14 protein-coding genes are annotated in these 12,960 nt (G+C 47.1%); 1 reads left to right on the forward strand and 13 read right to left on the reverse strand.

The features are described from left to right. Positions 1–53: 53 nt before the first annotated feature. The 4 genes from FFM80_RS03380 to FFM80_RS03395 form a co-directional block, all read right to left on the reverse strand. The gene (locus FFM80_RS03380; RefSeq protein WP_137639504.1) at positions 54–1,520 is read right to left on the reverse strand and encodes a multicopper oxidase family protein; all 1,467 of its coding nucleotides are present in this window, start codon (positions 1,518–1,520) and stop codon (positions 54–56) included. 124 nt (positions 1,521–1,644) lie between these two features. Further along, the gene (locus FFM80_RS03385) at positions 1,645–2,322 is read right to left on the reverse strand and encodes a 2,3-bisphosphoglycerate-dependent phosphoglycerate mutase (protein WP_137639505.1); all 678 of its coding nucleotides are present in this window, start codon (positions 2,320–2,322) and stop codon (positions 1,645–1,647) included. 150 nt (positions 2,323–2,472) lie between these two features. Next, positions 2,473–3,501, reverse strand: coding sequence for a DMT family transporter (locus FFM80_RS03390; RefSeq protein WP_137639506.1), 1,029 nt, complete (start codon positions 3,499–3,501; stop codon positions 2,473–2,475). A gap of 80 nt (positions 3,502–3,581) precedes the next feature. Beyond that, positions 3,582–4,535, reverse strand: coding sequence for an AEC family transporter (locus FFM80_RS03395; RefSeq protein WP_171001022.1), 954 nt, complete (start codon positions 4,533–4,535; stop codon positions 3,582–3,584). Between the two features lie 278 nt (positions 4,536–4,813). Between FFM80_RS03395 and FFM80_RS03400 the strand changes: the two genes are divergently transcribed. After that, on the forward strand, positions 4,814–5,971 hold the full coding sequence (locus FFM80_RS03400) for an LCP family protein (RefSeq protein ID WP_137639508.1): 1,158 nt from the start codon (positions 4,814–4,816) through the stop codon (positions 5,969–5,971). A 541-nt stretch (positions 5,972–6,512) separates the two neighbouring features. On the opposite strand, the gene accA is transcribed toward FFM80_RS03400, so the two are convergent. From accA to FFM80_RS03445, 9 genes are all read right to left on the reverse strand, one after another. Then, entirely contained in the window at positions 6,513–7,286 is a 774-nt protein-coding gene (gene accA, locus FFM80_RS03405) for a carboxyltransferase subunit alpha (protein ID WP_137639509.1), read from the reverse strand. Next, positions 7,279–8,085, reverse strand: coding sequence for an acetyl-CoA carboxylase carboxyltransferase subunit beta (locus tag FFM80_RS03410; protein ID WP_137639510.1), 807 nt, complete (start codon positions 8,083–8,085; stop codon positions 7,279–7,281). Before FFM80_RS03410 ends, accA begins: the two co-directional genes overlap by 8 nt. Continuing rightward, the gene (locus tag FFM80_RS03415; protein ID WP_137639511.1) at positions 8,082–9,407 is read right to left on the reverse strand and encodes an acetyl-CoA carboxylase biotin carboxylase subunit; all 1,326 of its coding nucleotides are present in this window, start codon (positions 9,405–9,407) and stop codon (positions 8,082–8,084) included. The genes FFM80_RS03410 and FFM80_RS03415 overlap by 4 nt, the downstream gene beginning before the upstream one ends. Before the next feature lie 2 nt (positions 9,408–9,409). Beyond that, positions 9,410–9,796 carry an acetyl-CoA carboxylase biotin carboxyl carrier protein gene (locus FFM80_RS03420; RefSeq protein WP_137639512.1) on the reverse strand — a complete coding sequence of 129 codons (387 nt, stop codon included), beginning with the start codon at positions 9,794–9,796 and terminating at the stop codon, positions 9,410–9,412. Between the two features lie 10 nt (positions 9,797–9,806). Beyond that, on the reverse strand, positions 9,807–10,778 hold the full coding sequence (locus tag FFM80_RS03425; protein WP_137639513.1) for a beta-ketoacyl-ACP synthase III: 972 nt from the start codon (positions 10,776–10,778) through the stop codon (positions 9,807–9,809). 215 nt (positions 10,779–10,993) lie between these two features. Further along, entirely contained in the window at positions 10,994–11,155 is a 162-nt protein-coding gene (locus FFM80_RS03430) for a cyclodeaminase/cyclohydrolase family protein (RefSeq protein WP_137639514.1), read from the reverse strand. A gap of 2 nt (positions 11,156–11,157) precedes the next feature. Then, the gene (locus FFM80_RS03435) at positions 11,158–11,745 is read right to left on the reverse strand and encodes a hypothetical protein (protein WP_137639515.1); all 588 of its coding nucleotides are present in this window, start codon (positions 11,743–11,745) and stop codon (positions 11,158–11,160) included. 205 nt (positions 11,746–11,950) lie between these two features. Beyond that, a complete protein-coding gene (locus tag FFM80_RS03440) occupies positions 11,951–12,457 on the reverse strand; it encodes a PTS sugar transporter subunit IIB (RefSeq protein WP_137639516.1) in 507 nt (168 codons plus the stop codon). After that, positions 12,454–12,873, reverse strand: coding sequence for a PTS sugar transporter subunit IIA (locus FFM80_RS03445; protein WP_137639517.1), 420 nt, complete (start codon positions 12,871–12,873; stop codon positions 12,454–12,456). The genes FFM80_RS03440 and FFM80_RS03445 overlap by 4 nt, the downstream gene beginning before the upstream one ends. Positions 12,874–12,960 lie beyond the last annotated feature (87 nt).

Consider the following 12,960-nt stretch of genomic DNA (forward strand, 5'->3'; position numbering starts at 1 on the left):
CGGTCAGTGTGGTAATCCCTATCGATTACCGCACTGGCCGTTTTCGTGTCCCGTTAACTCACCTTAATCTGCCCCATCATCCCTTGTTCCTCATGCTCCAAATTATGACAATGGTACATATAAATCCCGCGATCTTTGAACTTAAACGTGATCTTAACGACCCCACCTGGCGGCAACGCGACGGTATCTTTCCACCCGCGTTCATTAGCCGCTGGTCGCGCGCCGTTAACACTCAAGATTCGAAATTGCACGCCGTGTAAATGAAACGGATGACTCATCCCGCCCATCATGCCACTCGAATTTTTCAACGTCCAAACTTGTGGCTGGCCACGTTGCGCCGTCAGATCAATTCGGTCAGGGTCAAATTTTTGCCGATTTATCGTCACCATCCGACCCATGCCGCTAAACGTTAAGGTCCGTTTTTGGGCTTGCTTCGGCATGGTTGCAGCCGGCAACGTGACTAGTTTAGTTGGCAGGCGCCCCAGCTGACGTTTAGCCGTTGTTGGCCGCAATTGCAAGACTGCCTGTCGTCCATTCATCACCGTCACCGGTTGACTCAACTTAGCTGTATCAATGACCACTTCTGCCCGTTCACCGGGGGACAACTGCAAGCGTTGGACTGCGACTGGCCGTGACAGCAAGCCACCATCGTCAGCAATCTGCTGCATCGCTTGGTGATTGCTAAGCGTTAGCTGATAATTACGAGCATTCGATCCATTAACTAATCGGAGCCGAACTAACTTAGTCGTGACTTTTAAATAGGGATTCAACGTGCCGTTCACTAGTAAGGTCGACCCCCGCGTCCCATCAGCTTGATAGGCTTGTTCATAGTCCAATTGATGTTGCTTAGTAAATTGACGATCCTGAATGATGACTGGAAAATCATTAACACCATACGTTTGTGGTAAGTGCAGGCGTTGGCTAGCCCGATCACGCACGTAAATCAAGCCGGCTAAGCCTTGATAAACTTGCTTCGCCGTACTGCCCATTGCATGCGGATGAAACCATAACGTCGCGGCCGGTTGCTGAACTTTAAACGCCACCTTTTTAGTCGCTCCGGCCGCCACTGTCTCGTGGGGACCGCCGTCAGCGTTACCCGGTAAGATGGCGCCATGCCAATGAAAACTGGTTGCTTGCGTTAATGTATTTTTGGTCGTAATTGCCAGTGTCTGTCCCCGGTTTACTTGTAACACTGGGCCTAAGTAATTACCGTTATAGCCTAGCGTTTTGGTCGTTTGGCCGGCTCTAAATGCCATCGTCCCGGTTCGAGCAATCACCGTATAAGCCACCCGCCGTTGCGTTTGTTGCGTCGGCTTTAACAGCGGGGGCAACGCTAATGGCCGGGCCGGTGTTTTAATTGTTGGGGATGCCGCGGCAGGCTGCGACGTTGACTGCCGTCCCATCATTGCATGTCTTGGTATCGACCGCTGATTAAAACGGGTTCCCTGATAATAGCTAACACCCATACCGGTTAGGCCAATCCCCAAAACGCCCACTAATAGCCAGTTTTTTAATTGCATGTGTCCGCCCCCCTTATCCTCATCATGATTATGGCTACAATTGTAAACAATATCTGCTTAATTTACAAGTGTAAACAATCTGAATAAAAAAAGAACCGCGTCCAAATGCAACGGGTTCTCAACTTTAAATTTCAGTTTTACTTCTAATTCGTAACTGGTCATCTAAGTCGTAACAAATGGGCACCCCATTCGCCACTTCGACACCGTCAATCCCGGTATCACTAATGTGTTCCAAGTATTTAATCAGCGCGCGCAACGTACTGCCATGCGCCACGATCAGTTGATTCTCCCCGGCCAACAGTCGTGGGGCAATCACATCAATCCAATACGGCATGATCCGGTCATACGCCATCTTTAAGCTTTCACCCCGGGGTTCGACGTTCGGCCCATACTTCATGTAACGCCGATCATGACTTAAATCAGTTGGCGCCAATAACGGCGGGACCGTATAGAAGCTACGCCGCCACTGTTGAACTTGGGCTTTGCCATAAATCTGCCGGGTCTCATCTTTGTTTTGCCCGCGCAAAGCGCCATAATGCCGCTCATTTAGCCGCCAAGTCTTATATTCTGGTAACCACAATTGATCGATTTCATCCAAAATAATATTCGCCGTGACCACTGCTCGTTTTAAAACAGACGTATGGACCGCCCCAAACTGAATACCAGCTTCGCGCAATCGTTTGCCAGCATGATGGGCTTGCCCGACTCCAACATCAGTCAAAGGGACATCACTCCAGCCGGTATACGTATTATCACGGTTCGCTGTACTCTCACCATGTCGTACAATTACCAATTCTGTCATTATTTTCTCTCTCCACTTGTTGCCTTCAATAATCTCTATGATAAGCGATTTTTAGGGGTGAACGCAAGCACTCCGCCGAAAAAAAGGCCCCTAGCAATTTAGGCTACGGGTCTTTTGAAACGGTTTTATATTTAATGATGCGCTAGCTAACTAATCTTCTTGCTCCGAAATGGCATTAGAATGACTGGCCACGCGCTCATGCACGGCTTTAACTTCGGCTTGCTTGGTCGCTTGTCCCATCGTACTGGCACGTTCTCTGAAGCGATTGCCCACGAAAGTAACGACCGACCCAATTAAAATCACGATAATCCCAACGATCGTAGTTGGGACAATCTTTTCATGTAAAATAATAGCTGCTAAAATTGGGGCTAACCCTGGCTTGATAAAAAAGACTAACGACGCGGTTGACACGTCGGTCTTCTCCATTGCTAAGAAGTAAAAGGCAAACCCACCACCGGTAACACAGACCCCGATGAAGAATAATAACCAAAAATAAGTCATATTGACATTAACCAAGATTGGAATGGCGGCAAATTGCCGTAAGCCCATCGCCGTTAAACCACTGGCAACGGCGGGAATCTTAGTCAGCCAAGCTAAAATCAATAATTCAAAGGCTCCCGCAAAGAAGGTGAAACAAGTCATCGTCAACCCGTTTAGCCCACGTTTAACGGAACCGTAACGTGAAATAATACTGTATAAGCCAAAGGTAATGGCTGAACTAATCGCCAAAACTAGCCCTAAGCCATTCGTTAAATGGGCTGGATTAACAATGATCAATAACCCAATCACCGAAATCACAACCGAAATCAAGTTGGCTCGGCCCAAACGTTCATGGAGAATCAAATATGAAAAGAGCAACGCAAAGACGGGATTACAACTAAATAGCACCGCCACCGTTGACGCTTGATCGACTGTAATCGCCAGTTGGTACAACGACATGCTGACAATCACACAAACTAACCCGGTAATCGCAAATAACCGCCAATCAGCGGCCACTAACTTCCGGCCAGCTTGCTTTAACGCCATCACAGCAAATGGTAGTAAGACCACGGCTCCAATAAAGAACCGGATCAAGTTTAATTGAATCGGATTAAAGGCACTACCGGCCATCTTTAGCGCAATTTCCATTGAACTGAACATCAATGTTGAGATTGCGATATAAAGATATGCTTTCTTCACGAATCGTTCGCTTCCCTCTTAATAAAAATTTAAATAGTTAACGTTGGCTAGTATAGCACCATTTTCAAGTCGTTTTCAAATTAGTGAATTAAGTTCGACTGCACAATCATCATTAATATTGGAATCACAATCAAGCTTAATAACGTCGTTTCAGTCACCATAACCGCGGCATAGTCCGCATCGGCGCCATAGAGCTTCGACACCACCGGCGCATTCGTCATGACCGGCATGGCAGATTGTAAAATGAAAACTTGTTTCATTTCAACTGGCATGGACATGGGAATCAGCATTAAGGTCATTAGCACTGGCGCAAAAATAAAACGGCCGAGCAGAATCCCGATGCTATCCCGGTCAAACCGCATGCTCCGCAAGCCGGCATTGGCCATTGAAATCCCGATGAAGATCATCGATAATGGCACCGTCATCCCACCGATGTAGCTGAAATCTGCCATTAAGAAGTCAGGCAGTTGAATCTTCAGTAAGACGAGGACAACCCCGATCATGAACCCGAGTAATGGCGGTGAAAAGATTTTCGACAACGTTTGCTTCAGATTAAACTTAGCGGCACTAACGCCGTCGCGTTGAATCAGATAAACCCCTAACGTCCAAAAAATTGTCGTGTTCGCCATATAATAGACCAGCACATATGGCAACGCGCTATTCCCAAATAACGCTTCATTGACTGGTAAGCCAATAAAAACCGTGTTGGAATTCAAAAACATCGACGAAAACAACCCACGATGGGTCTTCTTGATGTTCAACGCGCGCATCACGCCAAACGACAAACCGAATAAGATCGCCATATTGAGAACCGGAAAACGCAGTCCCGGCAACGTCGCCAGTAATTTCTGCGCCGTAAAGTCTTTGGTGATCGTCGCAATCATATACGCTGGTAAGGCAATCTGTGTGACTAAGCGCGCCACTAATTTAGTGGAATCTTCACTAAACCAGCCCCACGATGCCAACAAATAGCCCAGCGCAATCATCACAATAATAATGACGACCCCTTGAATACTATGTAAAAAGATGGCCATACCCATTTCCTCCTAGCCGAAAATAATAATTCAATGAGAATTATTTAAGTATACCACTGTTTTTCAGGCGCTTGTAGCCGTTAAAAGTTTGTAAACGTTTGACTAGTGACCTAATTTTACTTATAGTGTTCTTTGATTATGTCAAAAAAAGCGGTTGACTGCCCACTAACCTCGCCAGAAGAGTTTAAAATCTTCTTAAATCAACCCTAAAAAACGATGCAACAGCTAGAAACGGCTTAGAATAGGTTAGTGGAAATATGAAATAACGAGGAACGGATATGTCAGAAAATAATCAAGAACCAATGGGCCCACGTGAGCGCCGTCGCCGGCAACAGAACCCACATTTGCGGCCAAAGCGGCATCGGCCGTGGGTTATTACCCTATTGATTTTATTAGCCTTCGTCGTTGCAGGTGCCTCAGCTTGGGGCTTCAAGACTTGGAACACAGCTAAAAATACCATGAACACGACTTTTCAAGCAACCGGTACGTCCAAAGAACGGAACGTTGATGCCGTGATCAAAAATAACAAACCATTTTCGATTCTATTATTAGGAACCGATACTGGGGCGCTAGGTCGAAGTGCCAAGACAAACTTTTCGGCACGGACGGATACGATGATTATCTGCACGATTAATCCGAAAAAGGAAACCATGTCACTGACAAGCATTCCCCGGGATACGTTAGTGACCATCGACGGGCAAGCGGAAAAGATTAACGCCGCTTATACGATTGGTGGGGCCAGTGGTGCCGTTAAATCAGCGGAAAAACTCTTAAATATTCCCATTGATTTCTACGTTTTAATCAATATGGGCGGCCTGAAACAAATCGTTAATGCCATGGGCGGCGTCACCGTCACACCAAAGTTAACCTTTAAGTACGGCCACGCAAACGTTAAGAAGGGTGTTAAGACCAAGCTAAACGGTGCGGCTGCGCTGGATTATTCACGCATGCGGTATGATGATCCTAAAGGTGATTATGGCCGGCAAAAACGTCAACGCCAAGTCATTATGTCAATGGTCAGTCAATCTAACTCATTAGGATCGATTGCCAACATTGAAAAAATCACGCAGCAATTGTCCAATAACATGCGGACTGATTTAACTTGGAATGACATGGTCGCCTTAGACACCAAGTACAAGAATGCGACCCATCACGCCAAATCCTATACCTTGCAAGGCGATGATGCCATGATCGATAACTTATCTTACCAAGTGGCCTCGGCCAAGGAACGTTTGAAGATTTCTAAGAGAATTCGGACGCAATTGCAGTTAACGACTGATGATTTAACAGTTAATGATTATTCTGAAACAGCCTCCGTTTCAACTGGTAGCAGTTCCGCATCGAGTTCTGATGCGTCAATGACCAACAGTACAACCACTGATACCACGCAAACTTCTGGGGCTGATGCCACGACAACGACTGGTAATGGCCAATAATAAGTGAACTTACAAACTGAAAATTAACCTTTAAAAAACGCGTTAGTCGATTTGGACTAACGCGTTTTTTTGATGGTTGTTGTCGCTCCCGGTTGATCTGGGTTTGCTCAGAATAATTTATGTGCTAATTAAAATAGCCGCCTGCCGGTTGGGTTCTAAAATGCTGGAACGCCATGGGTCATTTTGAAGCCAACCCCCCGTCTTCAAAACTGACCTTGGCCTAAGTCCGAGAGAACCACTCGCACTAAGGCCAACGACACGGCTGAGCATTTTAGAACCCAACCTCTCGGCTAAAGTTACGGCCTAAATTGCCCATCAAGCAATCAACGCCGGGCGGGTCAGCATCGGCTCAGTGGTGTCGTTTGACTTAGCCGGTGATTTTCCGGGTTAGTCAAAGCCCGGCTTATGAGACCGCTCTGTGGCTCATAAACGCGGCCACCACGTTCCAGCCAATGCTGACCCAATCAGAGTGGCACCCTAATCCAACTAGCACTAATCGTTTATTATTTAATAAAATAATGAATCAAATTCAACACCCGATTTAATTAATCGGCCACTGTGCCAAAAAGGCTTGAAATTTGGCTTCACGTTGGGCAATCAACTCAACTGGTGATAATGATTGAAGCTCATTAACCGCCGTCACGATCCGTTGCTTGATCACTGCCACTAAATCGGCCTGGCGATGGTCAATGACTGTATCTACTAAACCGCGCTGTTGTAAATCGGCCGCCGTCATCGGTAACAGATCAATCGCCTCGCTAACGGTCTGTTGCCCATGTAAAATAGCTGCAACTGCTTCTGGTGACGCAACATTGAACAAACTGTCATCTAACATAATTAGACGATTGGCATTAGCAAAGGCTAACGCTCCGCCACTGTGGCCTTCACCTAAGAAGACTGCCACGTTTGGCACCGTTAGTTGTCCCATTGCCGCAATCAAGTCAGCAATTGCCTGACTTTGATTAAAACGTTCCGAAATTGGGCTCGCATCGGCCCCCGGCATATTAATAAAGCTCACCACCGGTAACTGGAACTTCGCTGCATGTTGAACAACTCTTAACGCCGTGCGGTAGCCAGGCACGGTTACCGCCCCACCATTTTTTTGTCGCCGGCTCGCTACGTCAGTCCCGCGATCAATGCCTAACACCGCCAAGCCTAAGTTTTCAGCCGTACGACCAAAACCGGCCGTTAACGCAGCATCGTCACCTAATAAGCGATCACCATGCTGCGCGACAAACGTTGGTAATAAAGCCTCGATCACCTGTGGCGCCCGCAAGCGATCAGCCGCGCGTAGTCGTCTTAATCGATCATCCACGTGGTGTCACCCCCGAACATTGATACGCAGCCAAAATAGTCGTTAATTTATCCCGCAAGTCTGGTCGCACCACGACCGCATCGACTGCGCCCTGCTGATATAAACTCGCAGCAGTTTGAAAATCTGGTGGTAACGTGACCGGCATCGTCTGCTGAATCACACGTGGCCCGGCAAAGCCAATCTTGGCGCCGGCTTCAGCCAATACCAGGTCACCTTTAAAGGCAAAGCTAGCCGAGACACCGCCCATCGTGGGGTCAGTTAAGACCGTAATTAGCGGTAATTTGGCGGCCGCCAATCGTACGACAGCGGCCAGTACTAGATTCATACCGACTAACGCATACACGCCTTCTTGCATCCGGGCCCCGCCCGAAGCCGTGACCAGCACAACCGGTAACTGTTGTACTTGAGCCTGCTCTAACGCGGTGGTGATTCGCCGTGTCACGGCCGTGTTCAAGGTTCCCATCATAAAATGGCTATCCATTACAATCAGCATCACGGGCCAAGTTGCCATCGTCGCTGTCCCAGTCACCACCGCTTCCGTAAGACCACTAATGGTGGCGGCTTGTGCTAACTTCTTCGTATAGCCGGGAAAACCTAATTGATTTTTGGGCCGTTCAGGGGTCGCTAACGCTTGGAAGCTATCCGGATCAACCAATTGGTGAATCCGTTGTGCAGCAGTCAGCCGTTGCCAATGCTGGCAATACGGACACTGTTGCCACGGTCCCCACTGACCAGCATGCACATGCCGACCACAAGCTGGACAAGCTGTCCACAGCCCTTTTTTTGGATAATGACTCATGAATTAGACGCCTCCCAAGCCGCTAGACTATGAATGGTCACCTGATCAGCTACGTAAGCTGGTCGTGCCACGGTCTGCCGCAAAAAGTTCAGATTAGTCGCCGGTCCAACTAACTTAACCGCTGCTAACGCTGTTTGCAAGTGTGCCACAGCTTGTGCCCGAGTCGTACCGGTCACCATTAATTTGGCAATTAAGCCGTCATACATCGTCACAAAGCGGTCGCCGGCGCGATACCCGGTATCCACTCGGCTCGTAGCTGGCCAACTAAATTGTTTAATCAGGGTTTGTTCAACGGGTAAGACGGCTGTAATCCGGGCTTCAATGGCCGTCTTAGTTGGAATCAGGTCAACGGTTGCTGCCAAGTGTAACGGCACGCCGGCTGCTTGTTTAAGCTGTGCCACCACAATATCAATCCCCGTCGTTAATTCAGTCACCCCGTGTTCAACTTGTAGCCGCGTATTCATTTCCATAAAGTAAAACTGACCGTCAGCAAATAAATATTCAATCGTCCCTAAACTCTGGTAACCAGTCTCAGCTAACAATTGCTGCGATAATTGATACAAGTCACGCCGTTGCGCCGGCGTCAAAATGCTAGCGGGACTTTCTTCCAAAACCTTTTGTTTATGTAACTGTAAACTACAATCTCGATCGCCTAAGATATGCACGGTCGCCCCGGTGCCTAAGACTTGAACTTCAATATGCCGGGCACTGGGTAAATAATGTTCTAAATACATCGCGTCATTTAGAAAAGCAGCCGCTGCTTCGGCTCGCGCCACTCGCAATTGTTGATGTAGCGCATGCACATCGTCAATCACGCGAATCCCCTTGCCACCGCCACCATGACTGGCCTTTAACACTAATGGGAAGCCCATTTGCAGTGCGGTCTGCTTAATTTGTGGCCATGCTAACCCTTGAATCGACCGGCCCGCCAAGACCGGCACCCCTTGTTGCTGAGCAAACTGCTTCGCCCGTGACTTATCGCCCATCAGTCGAATCTGCTCAGCTTGTGGGCCAATCCAGGTAATCCCACATTCAGCGCACATCGCCGCAAAATCAGCATTTTCCGCTAAAAACCCGTATCCGGGATGAATGGCGTCTGCCTGCGTATTAATCGCCGCCATCAAAATAGCTTCGGCATTTAAATAAGAACCCGTCGCCGCGGCTGGACCGATACACACCACTTCATCAGCCAGCTGAGTGTACCAAGCTTGACGGTCGACAGTTGAACAAACGGCCACCGTTTGAATGTGTAATTGGCGACACGCTTTAATAATGCGCACCGCAATTTCACCACGGTTCGCGATAAGCAGCTTGTGAAACATCCCTACCGATCCTTTCGTAACTTAAATAAAGGCTGACCATACTCAACTGTGGCTTGATCCGTCACTAAAATAGCGTCCAACACCCCGTTAGTTGGCGCCGTCAGCGGATTAAACAACTTCATGCTCTCAATCTGACCAAGTTCTTGGCCTTGGGTCACCGCCTGTCCGACCGTGAGCTCAGCCGCTAAATGCACCACCCCGACCATGGGACTAGTGACGGTCGTGTCTGTAACGGCGGTTTTATCAGCAGCCGCGGTTGGGGCTTTGGCTACAGGTGTTGTCGTCGGTTTGGTTACTTCAATCTCTAACTCACCAGCTTTAACCCGGATTTGTTGATAACCTTGCCGCGCATACTTCTCAACTAACCGATCTAAATCTTTTAATTCCATGCCGTACCCCCTACTTCTTGATCAACACGGACCCATACGCCAAGCCACCGCCAAATGCGGTCAACAAGACTGGCCCAGTGAGGTCATCAAAAACAGCCGCTAACGCCATCGCAACACCCGCCGATGACGTATTCCCGAACTTTTGGACATTATGGGGGAACTGCGTCATTGGTAAGCCTAATTTTGTCGCAATTTGTTCAATAATCCGCAAATTAGCTTGATGGCAAATCACGTACTGTAAGTCAGTTGAAGCCACCCCAGCTGAGGCTAATAACCCTTGCATCTGTTGTGGCACAACCGTAGTTGCAAATTGAAAAACATCCCGTCCCGCTTGATAGAACGCATCAGTTTGCGGATAGTTGCTAGCCGCAATTTTCGTAATTGGTTGCACGCGACCAGAATGAATGACGGTGGCATTCCCTTGGGTTTGTAACTTTTCAGCTAGAATGCTATTTTCAGCCGGATCAGTGGTCGCTTGTAACAACGCCCCACCAGCACCGTCACCAAAGAAGACCGCGGCCGTCCGATCTTGAAAGTCCATCATTTTTGAATTGACTTCCGCACTGATCACCATCACGTTTTGGTACTGGCCGCTCCGAATAAACTTGTCCGCGGTAGCCAAGCCGAACGTAAATCCAGCACAGGCGGCACTCATATCGAACGCAAACGCCTGATCTGCCCCGATATTCGCCTGTACCAAACAAGCCGTGGCGGGCGTTAGCGCATCTGGTGTAATCGTCGTCACAATAATTAAATCAATCGCACTAGCAGCTACTCCACTCTTCGTCAACAGTTGTTGCGCCACCTGGGTTGCTAAGTCAGAGGTATTTTCATCATTCATCGCATAGTGCCGAGTCACAATCCCCGTATGCGCCTGAATCCATTCATCACTGGTCTCCATAATTGCGGCTAATTCATCATTTGTTACCACGCGCTGCGGCACATACTGGCCCGTGGCGGTAAGCTTAGTATAGACTGCCATCTGTTTTAACCCCCGGTATCCTCGATATAAATATCCTAATGCTCTAATTTTATCAATAAAACGTGTGGGGTCAAAGTTTGAGGGCTAATTTTAGTCAAATCCTTAGACTAAATCGTTCATTACACGTATTTGAAACCACTAATTGCAAAAAAATATCTAAGCAATGAACAACCATCCCTTAGATATTTCCTATCCACTTAATTGTTATGTCTTTGTCAATTCTCAACGGATTGTGAGTGACCATCATCAACTTTCAGGTCAGCTTCATTCAATGGCAACCCGAATGCGGCTAAAAGCTTGAGATAACGTTCTTGGTCTTCATCAGTAAATGGCGCCAATTCTTTTGCAACCTCGTCAATTGGTTTTAAATATTTCATCATTATCCTCCATGCTTAACTATCTGAATTGTCATTCTTTGAATGCGATTGTTTGAACGAATCGCATATTCAATCCCCTTCGGCAATCTTTGCGAATTCGGCTGATTAGCTAGTACCGTATGTGTTGCACTACAAACGGCATCAATTCGTTCAACCAACCGATGACGCAACAATTCAACGATATAGATTTCAATCATTGCACCATCTAACTCTGCTTGACTTACCTTGTTTTGATATTGCTGCTTTAAGCCCTTAAATAACCGTTGTCGTCTATCGTCAGCTTGCCACTGGCTAAATAATTGCATATCTGTGAGACTATCAACAAAATTTAACACACATGCAAACCCCAAACAAACCTGGAATTGAACAATCATGCCATTTTGAGTGAACTTGTTAATAAACTTAGTCGCTAATCCCGCATCATCTTGAAAACCATATAATCCATACCCCAACGATCCGGGGCGTCGTTTGCTTTTTCCTAGCATGACTTGATCAATTCTAGGAATTCTAATTTCATCAAATCCATTTTGGATAATCTCATGTGCCCGTGTATTAGTAGTACCGTGATAAAGTGTAATCATCGTTGACATGACTAACGACCCCATATCCTATATTTAATAGACAAGTAGCATTTGTCTACTCATTTATCAAATACGCTATCACGAATTCGAATCATTATTTTGCTAACACTAATTTTTTCTAGCATACACCCCTACCAATCAAAAACAAGACAAACCACTCACAAAAAAACGAGCAACCGAAAGTTCAGCTACTCGTCCAATATCATTCTAAAATTTAAGCTTTAAACCCATTCTTCGCCAATAACGGCATGACATCAACGCGTTTATCAGTCGGTACTTTCTGAGCAAATACCTTTAACCCAGCTGCTTGTAATTGATACAACGCCGCTGCTTCCAGTCGACCAACTGCAATGGCATTAGTCACCATCACCATCCCACCAGAATAAGCCAAACTACCGATATTAATCCCCACTGCTGAAAAGTCTAAGCCGCCAGCCACTAGTCGCGCCATATTTTGTGGCGTATCCGTGAGAATCAACGGTTTAATCGTGTCGAACAATGGATCATGATAGATTTCAATCATCTTATCCACCGTAATCACGTTAGCCTTGACTTCCGGCGGTGCCGCCTGCACGATCAAGACTTTGCGTAGTTCATCACGTGCTACCGCATCTGAAACAACCAGAATTCGGGTTGGCGCAACCGTCTTTGTCCAGACCGTCGCCACCTGACCATGTAATAAGCGGCTATCAATGCGGGCTAAGCGCACATCCATTGTCATAGCAGCTCATCTTCCTCGCTATCTTTTAATAACTCCAAATGCTTAATACCAATCTTACCGGTTTCTTCCAAATGCGCAATCACCTCATTGATTGGCTTATCGCGTACCGTATAGGCTTCAATGAGCATTGGCAGATTGAGTCCCGTAATCAGACCCATTCGATTAGTATGCTCCGCGACAATCCGACTAGCCGCATTGAATGGCGAACCGCCCCAGAGATCAACGAGGAACAACACTTCGTCATTATCATCAAACGTCGCGACGGCGGCCGTTAACTTTTGCGTTAATTCAGCCGGACCTTCGTCTAAGTCAAACGTCACCGTCTGCACTTTTTGTTGCGGTCCAAAAATCATATATGAAGAGCTCACGACCCCTTTGGCAAAGTCACCGTGACTCACTACCACAAACGCTAGCATGCAACTGCCTCCTCGTATTATATAAATAATCAATCAATTAACAGCTTAGACGTTGCGTGATATTCTCTAATAGTTCATTGGATTTAG

It is taken from the genome of Lactiplantibacillus dongliensis (assembly GCF_005405105.1).
GTDB lineage: Bacteria > Bacillota > Bacilli > Lactobacillales > Lactobacillaceae > Lactiplantibacillus > Lactiplantibacillus dongliensis.

Coding starts and splice junctions, on each gene's coding strand:
- FFM80_RS03380 (WP_137639504.1), bottom strand. CDS start 1,520: ATGCAATTAAAAAACTGGCTATTAGTGGGCGTTTTGGGGATTGGCCTA.
- FFM80_RS03385 (WP_137639505.1), bottom strand. CDS start 2,322: ATGACAGAATTGGTAATTGTACGACATGGTGAGAGTACAGCGAACCGT.
- FFM80_RS03395 (WP_171001022.1), bottom strand. CDS start 4,535: ATGGCCATCTTTTTACATAGTATTCAAGGGGTCGTCATTATTATTGTG.
- FFM80_RS03400 (WP_137639508.1), top strand. CDS start 4,814: ATGTCAGAAAATAATCAAGAACCAATGGGCCCACGTGAGCGCCGTCGC.
- FFM80_RS03410 (WP_137639510.1), bottom strand. CDS start 8,085: ATGAGTCATTATCCAAAAAAAGGGCTGTGGACAGCTTGTCCAGCTTGT.
- FFM80_RS03415 (WP_137639511.1), bottom strand. CDS start 9,407: ATGTTTCACAAGCTGCTTATCGCGAACCGTGGTGAAATTGCGGTGCGC.
- FFM80_RS03420 (WP_137639512.1), bottom strand. CDS start 9,796: ATGGAATTAAAAGATTTAGATCGGTTAGTTGAGAAGTATGCGCGGCAA.
- FFM80_RS03425 (WP_137639513.1), bottom strand. CDS start 10,778: ATGGCAGTCTATACTAAGCTTACCGCCACGGGCCAGTATGTGCCGCAG.
- FFM80_RS03430 (WP_137639514.1), bottom strand. CDS start 11,155: ATGAAATATTTAAAACCAATTGACGAGGTTGCAAAAGAATTGGCGCCA.
- FFM80_RS03435 (WP_137639515.1), bottom strand. CDS start 11,745: ATGTCAACGATGATTACACTTTATCACGGTACTACTAATACACGGGCA.
- FFM80_RS03440 (WP_137639516.1), bottom strand. CDS start 12,457: ATGACAATGGATGTGCGCTTAGCCCGCATTGATAGCCGCTTATTACAT.
- FFM80_RS03445 (WP_137639517.1), bottom strand. CDS start 12,873: ATGCTAGCGTTTGTGGTAGTGAGTCACGGTGACTTTGCCAAAGGGGTC.